The organism is Flavobacterium anhuiense (genome assembly GCF_050990855.1).
Classification (GTDB): Bacteria; Bacteroidota; Bacteroidia; order Flavobacteriales; family Flavobacteriaceae; genus Flavobacterium; species Flavobacterium anhuiense_C.
Genome location: NZ_CP158861.1, coordinates 375372 through 394137 on the forward strand (window position 1 = coordinate 375372; position 18766 = coordinate 394137).

General features: G+C 33.2%; 24 protein-coding genes. 1 reads left to right on the forward strand and 23 read right to left on the reverse strand.

All coding sequences use genetic code 11. From position 1 onward, the window contains the following. Position 1: 1 nt before the first annotated feature. The 4 genes from ABTV69_RS01795 to ABTV69_RS01810 form a co-directional block, all read right to left on the reverse strand. The gene (locus tag ABTV69_RS01795) at positions 2-2449 is read right to left on the reverse strand and encodes a polysaccharide biosynthesis tyrosine autokinase (protein WP_433833755.1); all 2448 of its coding nucleotides are present in this window, start codon (positions 2447-2449) and stop codon (positions 2-4) included. Positions 2450-2464: 15 nt separating this feature from the next. Next, the gene (locus ABTV69_RS01800; RefSeq protein ID WP_433833757.1) at positions 2465-3256 is read right to left on the reverse strand and encodes a polysaccharide biosynthesis/export family protein; all 792 of its coding nucleotides are present in this window, start codon (positions 3254-3256) and stop codon (positions 2465-2467) included. A 71-nt stretch (positions 3257-3327) separates the two neighbouring features. After that, complete coding sequence (gene recR / locus ABTV69_RS01805) at positions 3328-3948, reverse strand: recombination mediator RecR (RefSeq protein ID WP_433833759.1); 621 nt, start codon at positions 3946-3948, stop codon at positions 3328-3330. Positions 3949-4109: 161 nt separating this feature from the next. Next, positions 4110-4475 carry a CoA-binding protein gene (locus tag ABTV69_RS01810; protein WP_433833761.1) on the reverse strand — a complete coding sequence of 122 codons (366 nt, stop codon included), beginning with the start codon at positions 4473-4475 and terminating at the stop codon, positions 4110-4112. Positions 4476-4628: 153 nt separating this feature from the next. On the opposite strand from ABTV69_RS01810, the gene ABTV69_RS01815 reads away from it, so the two are divergent. Beyond that, positions 4629-5255 (forward strand): MarC family NAAT transporter, encoded by a 627-nt coding sequence (locus ABTV69_RS01815; RefSeq protein ID WP_433833763.1) that lies wholly within the window; start codon positions 4629-4631, stop codon positions 5253-5255. Between the two features lie 73 nt (positions 5256-5328). On the opposite strand, the gene ctlX is transcribed toward ABTV69_RS01815, so the two are convergent. From ctlX to rpsH, 19 genes are all read right to left on the reverse strand, one after another. Further along, positions 5329-6264, reverse strand: a complete 936-nt coding sequence (gene ctlX / locus ABTV69_RS01820) for a citrulline utilization hydrolase CtlX (protein ID WP_433833765.1) — start codon at positions 6262-6264, stop codon at positions 5329-5331. Between the two features lie 69 nt (positions 6265-6333). Beyond that, positions 6334-7248, reverse strand: a complete 915-nt coding sequence (locus ABTV69_RS01825; RefSeq protein ID WP_433833767.1) for a dimethylarginine dimethylaminohydrolase family protein — start codon at positions 7246-7248, stop codon at positions 6334-6336. 62 nt (positions 7249-7310) lie between these two features. Further along, entirely contained in the window at positions 7311-8588 is a 1278-nt protein-coding gene (locus tag ABTV69_RS01830) for a citrate synthase (protein WP_433833769.1), read from the reverse strand. A gap of 153 nt (positions 8589-8741) precedes the next feature. Beyond that, positions 8742-10034 carry a phosphopyruvate hydratase gene (gene eno, locus ABTV69_RS01835; protein ID WP_132989113.1) on the reverse strand — a complete coding sequence of 431 codons (1293 nt, stop codon included), beginning with the start codon at positions 10032-10034 and terminating at the stop codon, positions 8742-8744. A 111-nt stretch (positions 10035-10145) separates the two neighbouring features. Further along, positions 10146-11255, reverse strand: coding sequence for a glutamine-hydrolyzing carbamoyl-phosphate synthase small subunit (carA, locus tag ABTV69_RS01840; RefSeq protein ID WP_433833772.1), 1110 nt, complete (start codon positions 11253-11255; stop codon positions 10146-10148). Between the two features lie 240 nt (positions 11256-11495). Then, positions 11496-11987, reverse strand: a complete 492-nt coding sequence (gene rplQ / locus ABTV69_RS01845; RefSeq protein WP_433833773.1) for a 50S ribosomal protein L17 — start codon at positions 11985-11987, stop codon at positions 11496-11498. A 62-nt stretch (positions 11988-12049) separates the two neighbouring features. Continuing rightward, entirely contained in the window at positions 12050-13042 is a 993-nt protein-coding gene (locus ABTV69_RS01850; protein WP_008464329.1) for a DNA-directed RNA polymerase subunit alpha, read from the reverse strand. A gap of 21 nt (positions 13043-13063) precedes the next feature. Beyond that, on the reverse strand, positions 13064-13669 hold the full coding sequence (rpsD, locus tag ABTV69_RS01855) for a 30S ribosomal protein S4 (RefSeq protein WP_008464326.1): 606 nt from the start codon (positions 13667-13669) through the stop codon (positions 13064-13066). Between the two features lie 90 nt (positions 13670-13759). Further along, a complete protein-coding gene (gene rpsK, locus ABTV69_RS01860) occupies positions 13760-14143 on the reverse strand; it encodes a 30S ribosomal protein S11 (protein WP_026727866.1) in 384 nt (127 codons plus the stop codon). An 8-nt stretch (positions 14144-14151) separates the two neighbouring features. Beyond that, positions 14152-14526 (reverse strand): 30S ribosomal protein S13, encoded by a 375-nt coding sequence (gene rpsM, locus ABTV69_RS01865; RefSeq protein WP_008464322.1) that lies wholly within the window; start codon positions 14524-14526, stop codon positions 14152-14154. Positions 14527-14528: 2 nt separating this feature from the next. Continuing rightward, positions 14529-14645 carry a type B 50S ribosomal protein L36 gene (ykgO, locus tag ABTV69_RS01870; RefSeq protein ID WP_002987490.1) on the reverse strand — a complete coding sequence of 39 codons (117 nt, stop codon included), beginning with the start codon at positions 14643-14645 and terminating at the stop codon, positions 14529-14531. A gap of 12 nt (positions 14646-14657) precedes the next feature. Continuing rightward, on the reverse strand, positions 14658-14873 hold the full coding sequence (gene infA / locus ABTV69_RS01875) for a translation initiation factor IF-1 (protein ID WP_007136545.1): 216 nt from the start codon (positions 14871-14873) through the stop codon (positions 14658-14660). Between the two features lie 7 nt (positions 14874-14880). Then, positions 14881-16227, reverse strand: a complete 1347-nt coding sequence (gene secY / locus ABTV69_RS01880; RefSeq protein ID WP_008464318.1) for a preprotein translocase subunit SecY — start codon at positions 16225-16227, stop codon at positions 14881-14883. 13 nt (positions 16228-16240) lie between these two features. Next, positions 16241-16693 (reverse strand): 50S ribosomal protein L15, encoded by a 453-nt coding sequence (gene rplO / locus ABTV69_RS01885; RefSeq protein ID WP_179002200.1) that lies wholly within the window; start codon positions 16691-16693, stop codon positions 16241-16243. An 11-nt stretch (positions 16694-16704) separates the two neighbouring features. Then, positions 16705-16887, reverse strand: coding sequence for a 50S ribosomal protein L30 (gene rpmD, locus ABTV69_RS01890; RefSeq protein ID WP_008464315.1), 183 nt, complete (start codon positions 16885-16887; stop codon positions 16705-16707). 10 nt (positions 16888-16897) lie between these two features. Continuing rightward, complete coding sequence (gene rpsE, locus ABTV69_RS01895) at positions 16898-17422, reverse strand: 30S ribosomal protein S5 (protein WP_085949269.1); 525 nt, start codon at positions 17420-17422, stop codon at positions 16898-16900. A 3-nt stretch (positions 17423-17425) separates the two neighbouring features. Next, positions 17426-17776, reverse strand: a complete 351-nt coding sequence (gene rplR / locus ABTV69_RS01900) for a 50S ribosomal protein L18 (protein WP_035650451.1) — start codon at positions 17774-17776, stop codon at positions 17426-17428. An 11-nt stretch (positions 17777-17787) separates the two neighbouring features. Then, positions 17788-18330 carry a 50S ribosomal protein L6 gene (gene rplF / locus ABTV69_RS01905; RefSeq protein WP_433833776.1) on the reverse strand — a complete coding sequence of 181 codons (543 nt, stop codon included), beginning with the start codon at positions 18328-18330 and terminating at the stop codon, positions 17788-17790. Positions 18331-18349: 19 nt separating this feature from the next. Continuing rightward, on the reverse strand, positions 18350-18748 hold the full coding sequence (gene rpsH / locus ABTV69_RS01910) for a 30S ribosomal protein S8 (RefSeq protein ID WP_008464306.1): 399 nt from the start codon (positions 18746-18748) through the stop codon (positions 18350-18352). Positions 18749-18766: the final 18 nt, after the last annotated feature.

Here is an 18766-nt window from a genome sequence, read left to right on the forward strand (position 1 = left end):
TTTAGCTTTTTTTAATTTTATTTAAAAATGCTTTCCAAAATCCATTTTTAACTTCCTCTTCATGATAGCCATTAGAATAAGCTCCGTAACCGTAGCCATATCCATATCCCGAACCATATTTTGCTTTATTTTCATAGCCATTCAATACAATACTCACATTATTCAACTCGCCACGCTTAAGTCTTGTATTTAACAACGTTATCATATCTTTCTTAGTATAGTTCTGTCTCACGATATATAAAGTTACATCAGCAAATTGAACCAATTCTAATGAATCTGCCACAAGACCAACTGGTGGAGTGTCTAAAATTATATAATCGTATTTCTCCTTTAATTCACCAATCAATTCTTTCATTGCATCACTTAAAATCAACTCTGAAGGATTTGGCGGAATTGGCCCTGAAAGTATTACATCTAGATTTGGAATCTGTGTCGAGTTAGTGATTTCCTCTAAATTATTCTGTTTTATTAAATAATTAACCACTCCTAAAGGCGATTTTAACTGAAATTCATCAGCCAACCTTGGTTTTCTTAAATCTAAACCAACGATTACTGTTTTCTTTTCGCTTAAAGCGAAAACTGTAGCTATATTTATAGAACAAAATGTCTTCCCTTCACCACTAATTGAAGACGTTATCATTAAAGTTTTTGACCCGCTAACTTGTTGTTTTTTATATAAAAATTGAAGCGAAGAACGTATACCTCTAAATGATTCTGAAAGAGCTGATTTAGGTTTTTCAAAAACTGCCATACTACCCGAGTCTTTATTAAGACCGATTACGCCAATTAATGGGATTTGAGTTAATTTATTAATATCCTCGCTATTCTGAATTGAATTATTAATGAAAAAAATCACCATAACAAACAGTAAAGGAATTAAAATACCTAAAAACAAAGCCATTATATAATTCACAGAAGTTTTAGGTCCTATCAAACCTTCTCCAATATCTTTTGCCGGATCAATAAAATGAATATCCGACAAATTTGAAGCTCTGACAATTTCAGCTTCATTTCTTTTTTGAAGAAATTCTGTATAGATATTATCATTTAAATCATATTTCCTTTTTATTTTCAATAATTCTTGCTGTTCTGCAGGCAGTCTTTTAACAGTACTCTCTGCCTGGCCAAGTTTTGCATTTACTAGAGACAAGTCAGACAGTAAGGCTGCTTTTGCAGTAGCAATATTCTCCTGCAGAACATTTTTTACTGCCTGCATTTGATTGTCGAAATCTTTAAATATTTTTTCGCTCTTTACAGCATACGCCATTTCCGATCTTTGAGTAGAGAGCGCTATAAGTTTAGAAATATTAGAAACAATATTTGGATCTTCAATTCCTGCCACAGAAGGAGCTGGCAATTTAGAATAATCGACGCTGTTATTTAAATATGATCGCAACGAATTGTAATAAGCAATTTTTCTAGTAACTTGATCTTTTTCAACATCAAAATCCATAATTTTCTCCGAAACTCTAGAACCGCCTCCTTCTATTTCATAAATATTTTTATCTTTTTGAAAAGACTTTAATTCATTGCCAGTTTGTTTCAGCTGCGATTCCATTGCCACTAGAGTACTATCAATAAAACGAATAGTATTTGTAGCAAATTGATTTTTCCCATCAAGCTGAATTTTGATAAGCATTTTTACAGTAGAATTCAAATAATCTACCATTCTAGCCTTATTTGTTCCCTGCATTGATAAGGTCAAAATCGAGCCTCCACTTTTTCCAGCATCTACATTTACACCTTTGTATCGAGAGACTGTTCCGTCAAAATCATTAAATCTGACAAAGTATTCTTTCCCTTTATAAAAACCTGGATTATCTGTTATTTGAAGTTTCCAATTCAAAAATGGAAGATTAACTTGTTCTCCAACTTTATATTTTTTAGTAAAGCTTACGGGTTGGACTGATGTGTTACTATAAGTATTATTGCTATAAGTGATCAAGGAAACTGAATTACTTTCAAATGGAATTTGAATTTGATATTCGTTTTCGCTTAAAAACTTTACGCTAATCAATGCACCTACAAGCTGTCCTTTTGTATTGTCAATATCGACATAAAATGGCACAGCTCCATACGAGTCTATTAAATTATATTTTCCTTGTTCTAAATAATCAATGTAAAAATGAAGTTTATCTACAACAAGCTCATTATGAGATCTTGACTGTAGAATTGTAGAAATGCCATTTACTTGATCCGATATTCCTCCCCAATTGAAGACCAAGCTTGTATTTGATGTAAAAAACGGATTGCTTTCTTCTTTGATCGAAATCATGGTTTGCATTCCGTAAATTTTTTCTTTACGAATATTTACCTGATATGCAATCGTAAATGCAATTATCAAACTCGCAAGAAACCATTTCCAGTAGCTTATAATTTTCAACAAAAAACCCTTAAAATCAAAATGAGAATGATTTTCAAAAATGGCAAAGTCTTTAATGTCTAACATTTTAAAAATCTATTTTTATTTTATAATTAGGTAAACCGTTGTTGCTAAAGATAGCAAAGTAATAATTGTTCCTATAGATTGTATACCAGTTTGACCCGTTCCCCAAGTTTTTTGTCTCAATGGTTTTACGTAGATATAATCATTTGGCTGTAAATAATAATATGGTGATCTCATTACATTGACGTCTGTTAGATCAATATCATGCATTTGAACACCTGTTGGGGTCTGACGAATTATTGTTACTTCTTTTCTATTACCGACTGTGGTAATATCTCCCGCATTTGCAACAGCTTCTAAAATGGTAACATTATCTTTATACAGTGTTTTCGTCCCAGTACTTTCTACCTCTCCATTTATAGTATATCTAAAACCCGCTAACTTAACTGTAACAAAAATATTAGCTTCACTTTTAAAATACTCTTCTAATAATTTCTTTTCAATTTTTACACGAACTTCTTCTAAAGTATATCCTATCACGTTAATCTCTCCAAGAATTGGCATTCTAATATTTCCATGATCATCGACTGTAAATCCATCAAAGTATAAAGAAGATTCTTCTTTTGCTGACTGGCCATTTTGAGAGTCAGTTGTATTGAAAATAGAAACCAATTTCGGATCAATTGCTTTTATATTAATACTGATAACATCACTTACCTGCAATCGGTATGGTTTTGATTCAACAGCTGCAATTGTTGTTTGCTCACCTGAATTATTTTTATCCTGAAGATAAACCAAATCCTTAATCGGAATACATGAGGTAAATAATGTTGAAATTAATAAGAATAGAAAAAAGCTTTTTTTTGTCATTCGTTCAATTTTATCGCAAATATAGCTTTTCCTTCAGCACCTAGAAAAACCTAACTTTATTTGGGGTTTAATTAATTATTTTTAAATGTTTTTTCAAAAGGCACTCTGTGCAAAATACTTCGTCCTAATGTTATTTCGTCCGCATACTCCAATTCATCCCCAACTGATATTCCTCTCGCAATTGTTGAAATTATAATCTCAGAATCTGCAATTTGCTTATAGATATAAAAATTTGTTGTATCTCCTTCCATAGTTGAGCTTAACGCAAAAATAATCTCTGTCACATTTCCAGATTTTACTTTTGCTACTAAACTAGAAATACTTAACTGATTTGGTCCAACTCCTTCTATAGGTGAAATTTTCCCACCAAGTACATGGTAAATCCCTTTAAATTGCCCCGTGTTTTCAATTGCCATAACATCCCTAATATCTTCTACAACACATATTGTTTCATGATTTCTAACTGGATTAGCACAGATTTCACAAATTTTAGTATCCGAAATATTGTGACAACTTTCGCAAAACTTAATATCCTCACGCATATTCAACAATGCTTGAGATAAAAAAGCGGTTTGTTCTTTCGGTTGTTTTAACAAATGAAGAACCAATCGAAGTGCCGTACGCTTGCCAATACCAGGCAATTGCGACATTTCGCTTACTGCTTTTTCAATTAATTTTGATGAAAATTCCATGACGACAAAAGTAATACTTTTAATGGTTTAGCCTACATTAGAGCCATTAAATTCAAGGTTTAACCCTATTGAAAAAATACTAAGAAAGCCCTTCTTTTTTTAACAATTCAAAGAAAACATTTAATGTTTAGTGAATTAAAATTATTTCTTAAAAAAAGAATTTAGTATTGACTTGTAGCCAATAGCACCAAAGTACAAGCTATTTCAACCTGAATATCGTTTAATTCTAATAGTTGGTACAATTCAGGATTTTCAGTCCCTGGATTGAAAATTACTCTTTTAGGTTGCGCTTCAATAATATAATTATAATAATCTCTCTGTCGAACAGGATTTAAATACAAAGTGATAGTGTCAATATTTTTTACAGGTATTGCTTTAGTTTGAATTTTTACCCCAGCAACTTCGCCAGCTTTCTGACCAATTGCCAGAACAGAATGCCCCTTTCCTACCAACATATTTACAGCTCTATAAGAATAACGTTCTGGATTTGTAGATGCTCCTATAACTAGTGTTTTTTTACTTTTCATAATTTTTATTTAGAATTGCAAAAGTAATCAAAAAGAACGATTTAACTTTATCTCTTTGATTCAGAATCAAGAACAATAAAAAACATTATTATAACATAATTTCACACAAAAGCATCAAAAAATAACTACATTTACTTCACTAACCAACATAATATGGAATTATTCATTTATCTATTTGCCGCTTTATTCTCAGTATTAAATCCTATTGGGACTGTGCCAATTTTTGTTGGATTAACCCAACATGATTCTCAAAAAGAAAGATCAAGAATCTCACTTTGGACCGCGATCAATGTTTTTATTATTTTGTTGGTTTCCTACTTTATCGGACAATATGTTCTAACTTTTTTTGGAATTAGCATAGATGCCTTAAGAATTGCAGGTGGAATTGTAATTGTGAACTCTGGCTTCTCTTTGCTTTCTGGGAAATTCAATAAGAAACGAGGAATCAATAAAAAAATCGAAAACGAAGCACAACACAGAAATGATATTGCTTTAACTCCCTTGGCAATTCCTATGCTCGCAGGCCCAGGATCTATGTCTCTTTTGATTGCTTTTTATCAGGAACATCATGAAATAAATGAAATCATAATTTCTTCATTAGCTATTCTTGCTATCGCTGTAGCTATTTATGCTATTTTAAAAAGTGCACATTATCTAGCTAGAATCCTAGGAGCTTCTGGAATTGTTGCTATTTCAAGAATTGTTGGTTTTATTGTTATTTCAATTGGTATTCAATATATTGTAAGTGCAATTATAAATATTATTAAAGGGAATTTTTAATTCAGATATTTCTAAAAAAGAAAGGGATAAAATCTTAATTGATTTTATCCCTTTCTTTTTTATGTATTTTGTCTTAGCTTCTTGGCAAGAAAACTTCCGCCATCATACATCTTGCACTTCCACCGCCACAAGCTTCAATAGTGTCCAAACTTGAACTTAAAATTTCTGCGTGATTTTCTAATTGGGTAATTTGTTTCGGAGTCAAACTTTGATGCGCTGATGCACTCATTACAATATATCTCTTATCATCTTTCCCACGAACTTCTAGCATATTTCCAGCAAAATTATTTACTTGATCTTCTGTAATCAAAATAATCTCCTTTTTATCATCCTTTAAATTATCCAAAACCATTTTTCGCTCTTTTTTGTCATCAATAGAATCCGCACAAATAACAGCAAATGTTTCCCCTAAGCACATCATTACATTTGTATGATAAATTAGTTTACGCTCGCCATCAACCGTTTGAAAAGCTTCAAAAATAACAGGAGCATAATCAAAATCTTCGCAGAATTCTATAAACAATTCTTCATCTGCTCTTGGAGATAATGCACAATATGCTTTTCCGTTTGCTCTGTCTAATAACAAGCTTCCTGTTCCTTCTAAGAAAATACCATCTTCTTCTGCAGAAGTGTAATCCATTATATTGGTAATTTCGAATCCTTTTTCTTCCAAAGTATCCAAAATATCTTCGCGGCGTTCTTGACGACGATTTTCGGCAAACATGGGATAAAGTGCTACATCACCATTTTCATGGAATGAAACCCAATTGTTTGGAAAAATACTGTCTGGAGTATCCGTTTCTAAATTGTCATCTACAACTGTCACATCTACTCCAACTGCTCTCAATTTTTCAACAAAAGCATCAAATTCCGCTTGTGCTTTGGCATTAACAGTACTTGGTAAAAGTCCGTCCAATACTTTTTGATAATAATTATTTACAGCCGTTTGCTCATTCATTCTGAATGCTACTGGCCGAATCATTACGATTGCATTAGTAGTTTGTTTCATTATCTTATTTTTTTGTTTCAAGTTTAAAGTTTCAAGTTTTCCTCTAACTCGCAATCCGAAACCCGTTTTTTAATCTCTAATTAATGGAAGCGTTGAACATCTCAACAAGCCTTCTTGTTTTGAGATTTCAGCATATGGAATTTCTTCAACCGTAAAACCATTTTCACGAAGCCAGTTATTCAAACGCGTAAAATTCTTTTCAGAAACTACTACATTTTCATCAATTGAAAACACATTCGAAAACATATTATACATTTCGTTTCTTTCAATATGAAACAGGTTTTCTTTACCAAAAAGATTTACTAAATACAAATAATCGGCTTCTTCACGAAAACCTCTTTTGTAGATAATACCTTTATCTTTTCCAACAGGTTGAAAACAGCAATCTAAATGCAATGCATTATCTCTAGCCTCTAATTTAGATTTTACTAAATCAAATTCCTTTACAATTTTATTTGGAAACAGAGATTTTATATAGTTTACACCCTGCATATTTGTTCTGGCAGTAATATAATCTTTATAATCGCTGCCTTTATAAGTCCCTATAAAAATATGATCATTCCAAAGCATCACATCACCTCCTTCAATATGAACTTCTTCTGGAGGTCGAACAACTTTTGATGAATCAATCTGATCAATTACATACTGAATTGCATCTAATTCTCTTTCTCTATCTGGCAGAATATTCGATTTTACAAAAACATCATCTATTACAAACCCAATATCACGAGCAAAAATCTGATTGTAATTTTCAATCATTTCCGGACGATAAACAGTTACATCATACTTTTTGAAAACAGCATTAAAAGCATCCATTTCTGCAACCATATCTTTTTCTACAGGATAAGTTCCTGCCTTAATATGTTCCAATGATTTAGGATCATAAGCCTCTTCTATAGTTGGAGTTGGCCCATTATGAACAGCAGAACCCAAAACTACAGCACGAAGTCGAGACGTTTCGTTCTTTACATTTAATTGCAACATAACTCTATTATATTTTGAGCAAATATAAAAAAAGCTTCACAGTTAAGTGAAGCTTTCGTTTTTTATTTATTAGACTTGAACTCTCTTAAAGGATGTCCAGTATAAATTTGTCTTGGTCTTCCAATTGGCTCTTTGTTTTCACGCATTTCTTTCCATTGCGCAATCCAACCTGGTAATCTTCCAATCGCAAACATAACAGTAAACATATCTGTTGGAATCCCTAAAGCTCTGTAGATAATTCCAGAGTAGAAATCAACGTTTGGATATAAGTTTCTTGCCTTGAAATATTCGTCTTCAAGCGCTGCTTTTTCTAATTTTCTTGCGATTTCTAAAATCGGATCTTCAACACCTAAAGTCTCTAATACTTCTGTTGCTGCTTTTTTGATGATTTTAGCTCTTGGGTCAAAGTTTTTGTAAACTCTGTGCCCGAATCCCATTAAACGGAAAGGATCATTTTTATCTTTTGCTTTCGCTAAGAATTTATCTGTATCTCCACCATCTTTATTAATTTCTTCTAGCATTTCAAGCACTGCTTGGTTTGCTCCACCGTGAAGTGGTCCCCATAAAGCAGAAACTCCTGCAGACACTGATGCAAATAAACCAGCATGAGAAGAACCTACCATTCTTACAGTTGAAGTAGAACAATTTTGCTCGTGATCTGCGTGAAGAATAAATAATTTATCTAAAGCATTTACAATTACAGGATTTGCAGCGTAAGGTCCTGTAGGCAATTTAAACATTAATTGCATAAAGCTTTCTACATATCCTTTTGTGTTATCATAGTAGTTTAAAGGATAGCCCATAGATTTTCTATAAGTCCATGTAGCAATCACTAAAAACTTCGCCATTGTTTTACAAATAGCCTCGTACATTTCTTTTTCGTTATCAACATTAACCGCTTTTGGATTAAATGCTGTTAAAGCACTTGTTAAAGCAGATAATACTCCCATAGGGTGAGCTGTTTTAGGGAAACCGTCAATGATATTTTTCATTTCTTCGTTTACCAAAGAATGTTTTTTAATACCATTTTCAAAATCTTCTAATTGTTTAGCTGTAGGCAATTCACCAAAAATTAAAAGATAAGATACTTCTAAGAAACTCGCTTTTTCAGCAAGATCTTCGATAGAATACCCTCTGTAACGTAAAATACCTTCTTCTCCATCTAGGAAAGTAATTTCACTTGTACAAGATCCTGAATTTTTATAACCTGGATCTAATGTAATATAACCTGTTAAATCACGTAATTTGTTGATATCGATAGCTGATTCGTTCTCACTTCCTGTGATTACTGGAAGTTCAATCTTTTTACCATCTATTTCTAATGTAGCTATTTTTGACATAATATATTGGAAATAATTCTTTAAATAATAATTTATCAAATCTAATGAATTTAAGACTAATTAAAAAAAGAATACTGCTATGAATTTGTTAAAACTCCAAAAAAAAACCATCCGCCGCGGCGGATGGTTTTTTCCAATATATAATTTGTTCAATTATTTGATTTTAAAAGCATTTAAACCAGGGAAATAAGCCGTACTTCCAAGCTCTTCTTCAATTCTCAATAATTGGTTGTATTTAGCCATACGATCTGAACGAGAAGCAGAACCAGTTTTTATTTGACCACAGTTTAAAGCTACCGCTAAATCTGCAATTGTATTATCTTCAGTTTCTCCAGAACGGTGAGACATTACAGATGTGTAACCAGCATTTTTAGCCATATTCACAGCTGCAATAGTTTCAGTTAAAGTACCAATTTGATTTACTTTTACTAAAATAGAATTTGCAATTCCTTTTTCGATACCAGTAGACAAACGAGCAACGTTAGTTACAAACAAATCATCACCTACTAATTGCACTTTATCGCCAATTTTTTCAGTTAAAGCTTTCCAACCATCCCAGTCATCTTCATACATACCGTCTTCGATAGAGATAATTGGATATTTAGCAGCAAGTTCAGCTAAGTACTGAGCTTGTTCTTCTGAAGTTCTGATTTTTCCTGTTTCACCTTCAAACTTAGTGTAATCGTATTTACCGTTTACATAAAATTCAGAAGCAGCACAGTCAAGAGCGATCATAATTTCGTCTCCGAAAGAATATCCTGCTTTTTCAACTGCCAATTTAATAGTATCTAAAGCATCTTCTGTTCCTCCAGCCAAGTTTGGAGCAAAACCTCCCTCATCACCTACAGCGGTACTTAAACCTCTATCGTGCAATACTTTTTTCAAGTTGTGAAAGATCTCAGTTCCCATTTGCATTGCATGTGTAAAAGAAGTCGCTTTTACTGGGAAAATCATAAACTCTTGGAATGCGATAGGCGCATCAGAGTGAGAACCTCCATTGATGATGTTCATCATTGGAACAGGTAATGTATTAGCAGAGACACCACCTACATATCTGTACAATGGCAAACCAAGTTCGTTAGCAGCAGCCTTTGCAGCCGCCAAAGAAACACCTAAAATAGCATTAGCTCCTAATTTAGATTTGTTTGGAGTACCATCCAAATCAATCATTAATTGGTCAATTGTGTTTTGTTCGAAAACAGAAGTTCCAACTAATTCTTCAGCAATAATAGTATTTACATTATTCACTGCATTCAAAACACCTTTACCTAGATAAGCTTTACCTCCATCACGTAATTCAACAGCTTCGTGTTCTCCAGTTGATGCTCCAGACGGAACAGCAGCTCTACCTAAAACTCCATTTTCAGTTACCACATCTACTTCAATAGTAGGATTACCTCTAGAATCAAGAATTTGTCTTGCGTGAACTTTAATTATAATACTCATTATTTTTGTTTTTTATTAATAAATTATATTTTTTTTTCGAAATTATAAAAATATTTAATACTAAAAACGCATTCCAGTCATTAAACACCTTTATTTATTAACTACATCGTTTTAGGCTTTGCTAGTTTTGATATTCTCCACAAATTGATCAAATAAATAAGAAGAATCGTGTGGACCAGGACTAGCTTCTGGATGGTATTGCACTGAAAAACAATTCTTATTCTTCATTCTCATACCAGCAACTGTATCATCATTTAAATGTATATGAGTCAATTCCAATTCTGGGTGACCTTCTAATGCCTCTCTTTTCACAGCAAATCCGTGATTTTGAGAAGTAATTTCTCCTTTACCTGTTAGAAGATTTTTTACTGGATGATTAATTCCTCGGTGTCCCCCAAACATTTTGTAGGTCTGAACTCCATTTGCCAAAGCGATAATTTGATGTCCTAAACAAATCCCAAACAAAGGTTTGTCATCTGCAATAATATTTTTAGCAACCTCAATTACCCCATGAAGCGGATCTGGATCACCTGGTCCGTTAGATAAGAAATAACCATCAGGATTAAAAGCGCTTAGCTCCTCATAAGTTGTATCATAAGGAAAAACCTTAATGTAACAATCTCTCTTTGCAAAGTTTCTTAAGATGTTCTTTTTAATTCCGAGATCAAGTGCTGAAATTTTATATTTAGCATTTTCTTCTCCAACAAAATAAGGTTCTTTAGTTGACACTTTTGAGGCTAATTCAAGACCTTCCATGTTTGGAACGTTTGCCAATTCTTTTTTAAGATCTTCGATTGAAGTTCCATCTGTACAGATAACAGCATTCATTGCGCCATTATCACGAATGTAACTTACCAAAGCTCTCGTATCTACATCAGAGATGCAGATTAAATTTTGTTTAGCAAAATAATCTTCCAAGCTTCCAGAAGCACCTGTTCTTGAATAGTTAAAGCTAAAATTTTTACAAACTAAACCAGCAATTTTCACGCTGTCTGATTCAACTTCTAAATCATTAATACCATAATTCCCGATGTGCGGATTAGTAGTAACCATAATCTGTCCAAAGTATGAAGGATCTGTAAAGATCTCTTGATATCCGGTCATTCCAGTATTAAAACAAACTTCACCAAAAGTTTTACCGCTAATACCGATAGACTTTCCATGAAAAACAGTTCCATCACTTAGTAATAAAATGGCGCTTTGTCGTGTTGTGTATTTCATTCTTTAATTTGTATTGTTTTTTTTAATTGTGTATGAAGTAAAACCTCATTTGTAATTAGATATTTTGCAAATTTACTTCTTTAAAATAGCCCTTCCAAGATTTTTTAAAACTTTCACTCGTAAAAATAAAACCGATCATTTTAAATAAGTTACATTTTTGAAGTTTCAAAAAAATCAAAAAAAAAGGATAAACTAAAAATTAGTTTATCCTTGATTTTTATAGAATGATTACTTTCATAATTATTCAGAAGCTTCAGTAGTCGTTTCTGTTTCAGCAGCAGGAGCTTCTGGAGCAGTAGTTTCAGCTTTTTTAGCTTTACCACCACGACGGCTTTTAGCTTTTTTCACTTCTTTTTTACCTCCGTTGTAAAGTTCATTGAAGTCAACAAGTTCGATCATCGCCATATCAGCGTTATCTCCCAAACGATTTCCAACTTTAATGATACGAGTGTATCCTCCTGGACGGTCACCAACTTTAGCAGCAACATCTCTGAACAAATCAGTTACAGCGTATTTGTTACGTAAGTAAGCAAAAACAATACGGCGGTTGTGAGTCGTATCCTCTTTTGATTTTGTAATTAAAGGCTCAACAAATTGTTTAAGCGCTTTAGCTTTAGCAACAGTAGTATTAATACGTTTGTGCTCAATAAGAGAACAAGCCATATTAGCCAACATAGCTTTTCTATGTCCAGTCTGTCTGCTTAAGTGGTTGAATTTTTTTCCGTGTCTCATGACGTGTTTTTTTTATCTTCATCTTGCTACAATCCACTATGGAGAGCAAAATATGAAGTAAATTATTCTTTATCTAATTTGTATTTAGCTAAGTCCATTCCGAAAGTTAAATTCTTAACTGCAACAAGTTCATCAAGTTCAGTTAAAGATTTTTTACCAAAATTACGGAATTTCATTAGGTCATTTTTATTGAACGATACTAAATCACCAAGTGTATCAACTTCAGCCGCTTTCAAGCAATTTAATGCTCTCACAGATAAATCCATATCAACAAGCTTAGTTTTAAGCAGTTGTCTCATATGCAATGACTCTTCATCATACGATTCTGTTTGTGCAATTTCGTCAGCCTCAAGTGTAATTCTTTCATCAGAAAACAACATGAAATGGTGAATTAAAACTTTAGCAGCTTCAGTAAGAGCATCTTTTGGATTGATAGAACCATCAGTTTTAATTTCAAAAACTAATTTTTCGTAATCTGTTTTTTGCTCTACACGGAAGTTTTCGATTGCATATTTTACATTTTTTACCGGAGTAAAAATAGAATCTGTAAAAATCGTTCCAATTGCAGCATTCTGTTTTTTGTTCTCTTCAGCAGGAACGTATCCTCTACCTTTCTCGATTGTTAAATCGAAGTTCAATTTGATTTTAGAATCTAAATTACAGATAACAAGGTCTGGATTCAAAACTTGGAAACCTGAAATAAATTTTTGAAAATCACCTGCTGTTAATTGATCTTTACCAGAAACAGAAATAGTAACTGATTCATTATCTATATCTTCAATCTGACGTTTGAAACGTACTTGTTTAAGATTAAGAATAATTTCGGTAACATCCTCAACAACACCTGAAATAGTAGAAAACTCATGATCTACACCTTCGATACGAACAGATGTAATTGCATAACCTTCTAACGCTGAAAGCAAAACTCTTCTAAGTGCATTACCAACTGTCAATCCGTAACCAGGTTCTAAAGGTCTAAACTCAAATTTACCTTCAAAATCGGTTGAATCGATCATGATAACTTTATCGGGCTTTTGAAAATTAAATATTGCCATAAATTTCGACTAAGTCAATTATTATTTGTTGTACAACTCTACGATTAATTGTTCTTTAATGTTTTCTGGAATTTGAAGTCTCGCAGGAACAGAAACGAAAGTTCCTTCTTTAAGATCATTGTTCCAAGTAATCCATTCATAAACATGACTTGAATTTGATAAAGAACGTTCGATAGCTTCTAAAGATTTAGATTTTTCACGAACTGCAACTTTATCACCAGGCTTAAGGTGGTAAGAAGGAATATTTACAACCTCTCCATTTACAGTAATGTGTCTGTGAGAAACGATTTGACGCGCACCTCTTCTAGATGGAGCAATTCCCATTCTAAAAACAACATTATCCAATCTTGCTTCGCATAATTGTAATAAAACTTCACCAGTAACTCCTTTAGTAGCTGATGCTTTTTCGAATAAGTTTCTGAATTGTTTTTCTAAAATTCCGTAAGAATATTTAGCTTTTTGCTTTTCCATTAATTGAACAGCGTACTCAGACTTTTTTCCTCTTTTTTTAGCCATCCCGTGTTGTCCAGGTGGGTAATTTCTTTTTTCGAAAGATTTATCATCTCCGAAGATTGCTTCGCCAAATTTACGAGCGATTTTGGTTTTAGGACCAGTATATCTTGCCATTTTAAAAAAAATTTAAGGTAGAAATTATGAATTCAGGTCTAATCCTTCGATAATTATGTTCTACCTTGTTTATACTATAAAAATAAAAAATTAAACTCTACGTCTTTTTGGAGGACGACATCCGTTGTGTGGCATTGGAGTAACATCAATAATTTCAGTAACTTCAATTCCACCGTTATGAATAGAACGGATAGCAGACTCACGTCCGTTACCTGGTCCTTTTACATAAACTTTCACTTTTTTAAGTCCTGCCTCAAGTGCTACTTTAGCGCAATCTTCTGCTGCCATTTGAGCTGCATAAGGAGTGTTCTTTTTAGAACCTCTGAAACCCATTTTACCAGCTGAAGACCAAGAGATAACTTCACCTTTCTTATTAGTCAAAGAAATAATAATGTTATTAAAAGTGGCAGAAATATGAGCCTCACCCGTTGATTCAACGATAACTTTACGTTTTTTTGCAGTTGCTTTAGCCATATTACTTATTATTTAGTTGCTTTTTTCTTGTTAGCAACAGTTTTTCTTTTACCTTTTCTTGTTCTTGAGTTGTTTTTAGTTCTTTGTCCTCTTAATGGAAGACCAGATCTATGACGAATACCTCTGTAACATCCAATATCCATTAAACGTTTAATGTTTAAAGAAATTTCAGAACGTAATTCTCCTTCGATTTTGTAAAATGAAACAGCTTCACGAATTGCTCCGATCTCATCATCATTCCAATCTTGAACTTTTTTATCTTGGCTAACTTGAGCTTTTTCTAAAATCTCAATAGCTCTACTTTTTCCTAATCCGAAAATATAGGTAAGTGCGATAACACCTCTTTTGTTTTTTGGGATATCTACCCCTGCTATTCTTGCCATAATTATCCTTGTCTTTGTTTAAATCTAGGATTCTTTTTGTTTATTACGTACAGTCTCCCTTTTCTACGCACGATAATGCACTCGGCACTTCTCTTTTTTACTGATGCTCTAACTTTCATAGTGAATATCCTTTAATATCGATAAGTAATTCTTGCTTTTGACAAATCGTAAGGACTCATTTCTAGTTTCACTTTATCACCAGGTAATAATTTGATGTAATGCATTCGCATTTTACCAGAAATATGAGCAATTACAATATGTCCATTTTCTAACTCTACACGGAACATTGCATTAGATAATGCTTCTATTATTGATCCGTCTTGTTCTATTGCTGATTGTTTTGCCATAAATATATTAAGCTACCGCTTTTCTATTTTTACCAGTCTTCATTAAACCATCATAATGTTTGTTTAACAAGTATGAATTGATTTGTTGAATAGTATCTATTGCAACTCCAACCATAATTATTAATGAGGTACCTCCAAAAAACATTGCCCAAGATTGTTGTACATCCATAATACTTACAACAATAGCTGGGAACACAGCAATCAAAGCAAGGAATAAAGATCCTGGGAAAGTTATTAAAGACATCACTTTATCAAGGAAATCAGAAGTTTCTGCTCCAGGACGAACTCCAGGAATAAAACCACCGCTTCTCTTTAAATCATCAGCCATTTTGTTAGTAGGTACAGTGATCGCAGTATAAAAGAATGTAAATACAATAATTAAAGTTGCAAAAACAAAATTATACCAGAAACCAAACATATTACTAAATGCACCAACAATAGATTGTGATGTATCTGATTTAGACAATCCAGCCACTGCTGCAGGGATAAACATAATTGCCTGAGCAAAAATGATTGGCATAACTCCAGAAGCATTAAGCTTTAGAGGAATCCATTGTCTATTACCTCCTGCCAAATCTTGCTCGTAATCTCCAGTTGTTGTACGACGAGCGTATTGCACTGGAATTTTACGTACTGCCATTGTAAGCAATACACAAGAAATGATAACTAACAGCCACACAATAATTTCAATAACTAATAACATTGGACCTCCATTGTTATTGGTAACACGTGTTGTAAACTCTTGAATAAAAGCTTGCGGTAAACGCGCTAAGATACCAACCATAATTAACAATGAAATACCATTTCCAATACCTTTATCTGTAATTTTCTCACCAAGCCACATAGCAAAGATTGTACCAGTAACTAAAATGATAACTGACGAGAACAAAAATTCTGGTGAATTAAAGCCTAGCAAAAATGCATTACTAGGCAATGTTCTGTATAAATTATAGATATAAGTTGGACCTTGAACCAATGTGATAGCGATTGTCAACCAACGAGTGATTTGATTAATCTTTTTTCTACCACTTTCCCCATCATTTTGAAGTTTTTGTAAATATGGAATCGCAATTCCCATTAACTGAACAACAATAGACGCAGAAATATAAGGCATGATACCTAAGGCAAAAACTGAAGCCTTAGAGAAAGCACCCCCGGTGAACATGTCTAGAATAGATCCTAGACCATTTTTAGTTTGTCCCGCTAAACCAGTCAATTGCGTTGCGTCAATTCCAGGAAGCGTAACGTGTGCTCCAAAACGATATACTAAAAGTAACCCTAAAGTAATTAAGATTCTATTCTTTAGTTCTTCGATTTTCCAAACATTACTTATTGATTCAATAAATTTCTTCATCTTAATAGATAAGTTATATAGTTACAGCTTCTCCACCAGCAGCCTCAATAGCAGCTTTTGCAGTAGCAGTAAATTTGTGGGCAGTTACTTTTAATTTTGCTTTCAATTCTCCTCTACCTAAAATCTTAACGATTTCATTTTTAGTAGCTAGACGATTTGCTACAAACTCTGCCATTGATACAGAATCAGTAATTGCTCCATTGTCAACTAATAATTGAAGAGTATCTAAATTAACACCTTCGTATTCTTTACGATTGATGTTTTTGAAACCAAACTTAGGTACACGTCTTTGAAGTGGCATTTGTCCTCCTTCAAAACCAATCTTTTTAGAATAACCAGAACGAGATTTAGCTCCTTTGTGTCCACGTGCAGCGGTACCACCTTTTCCAGAACCTTCTCCTCTACCTAATCTTTTATTTTGATTGTGCGTAGATCCTTCAGCAGGTTGTAAGTTACTTAAATTCATAACAGTATTTGTTATTTAGCTTCTTCAACAGAAACTAAGTGTTTAACTTTGTTTATCATCCCAAGGATAGCAGGATTTGACTCATGCTCCACAACTTGTCCAATTTTACGTAGACCTAAAGCTTCCAAACCTCTCTTTTGAGAAAGAGGGCAGTTGATTTTGCTTCTTACTTGTTTTACTAATAATTTAGCCATAATTTCCTAATTAACCTTTAAAAACTTTCTCTAAAGAAACACCTCTTTGTTTTGCAACAGTGTGAGCGCTTCTCATTTGCAATAAAGCATCAAAAGTTGCTTTTACTACGTTATGTGGATTTGATGATCCTTGAGATTTAGACAATACATCGTGAATACCTACTGACTCAAGAACTGAACGAACAGCTCCACCAGCAATAACTCCAGTACCATGAGATGCTGGAATTAAGAATACGCGTGCACCACCAAATTTACCTTTTTGTTCGTGAGGAACTGATTGACCATTCAAAGGAATTCTAACTAAGTTTTTCTTAGCATCTTCTACTGCTTTCGCAATTGCTTCAGAAACGTCTTTAGATTTTCCTAATCCGTGACCAACTACTCCATTTTCATCACCTACAACTACAATAGCAGAAAAACCGAAAGCTCTACCTCCTTTTGTAACTTTAGTAACACGATTAACACTAACTAGACGATCTTTTAATTCAAGACCACTAGGTTTTACCAATTCTACATTTTTGTATTTAGACATAATATATTAGAATTTAAGTCCAGCGGCTCTTGCGCCTTCTGCTAATGATTTAATACGACCGTGATATAAATACCCACCTCTATCGAAAGTGATAGTATCGATCCCAGCTTTTAACGCTTTCTCTGCAACTAATTTTCCAACAGCAGCAGCTACTTCAACGTTAGTACCTTTTCCTATTTCTTTTTCTCTAGAAGATGCAGCTAATATAGTAACTCCATTTACATCATCAATGATTTGAGCGTAAATTTCTTTATTACTTCTAAATACAGAAAGTCTTGGTCTTGCAGCAGAACCACTAACCGATTTTCTAATTCTGAATTTAATTCTCTGTCTTCTTTCAGATTTTGTTAATGACATAATCTTATATTTTAAGCTGATTTACCTGCTTTTCTTCTTAATACTTCACCCACAAATTTAACACCTTTTCCTTTGTATGGCTCAGGCTTACGGAAACCTCTGATTTTCGCAGCTACTTGACCTAAAAGTTGTTTATCAAACGATGTTAATTTTACGATAGGGTTCTTACCTTTTTCAGATACTGTTTCTAAAGATACTTCTGGAGCAATTTCTAAAACAATATTGTGAGAATATCCAAGAGCTAAATCTAATTTTTGACCTTGGTTTGAAGCTCTATAACCAACTCCAACTAATTCTAGTTCTTTTGTGAAACCTTCAGATACACCAACAACCATATTACTGATCAAAGATCTGTATAATCCGTGTTTTGCTCTATGGTCTTTATGATCAGACGATCTTTCTACTAAAACTTGATCGCCTTCAACTGTTACATTTACGTCCGAAAACTCTTGTACTAGTTGACCTCTTTTTCCTTTTACTGTAATAATACCGTCTTTAACTTCAACAGTTACACCAGCAGGGATTACAATTGGGCTTTTACCTATTCTTGACATCTTTATCTAGTGTTTAAAATTAGTATACGTAACAAATTACTTCACCACCTACATTTAATTGCTTAGCTTGTTTTCCAGTCATCAAACCTTTTGATGTAGAAACAATAGCGATTCCTAATCCGTTAAGGATTCTTGGTAATTTGGCAGCACCTGCGTACTTACGTAAACCAGGTTTACTAATTCTTTGGATATCTTTGATTACAGGCTCTTTAGTATCTTTATCATACTTCAAAGCAATTTTGATAGAACCTTGTACAGTGTTCTGCTCAAATTTGTAACTCAAGATGTAACCTTGATCAAATAAGATCTTAGTTATCTCTTTTTTTAGATTAGATGCTGGAATTTCGACAACTTTGTGGTTTGCAGCCACAGCGTTACGAACTCTAGTCAAATAATCTGCAATAGGATCTGTATACATATGTATTTGATTGCGATT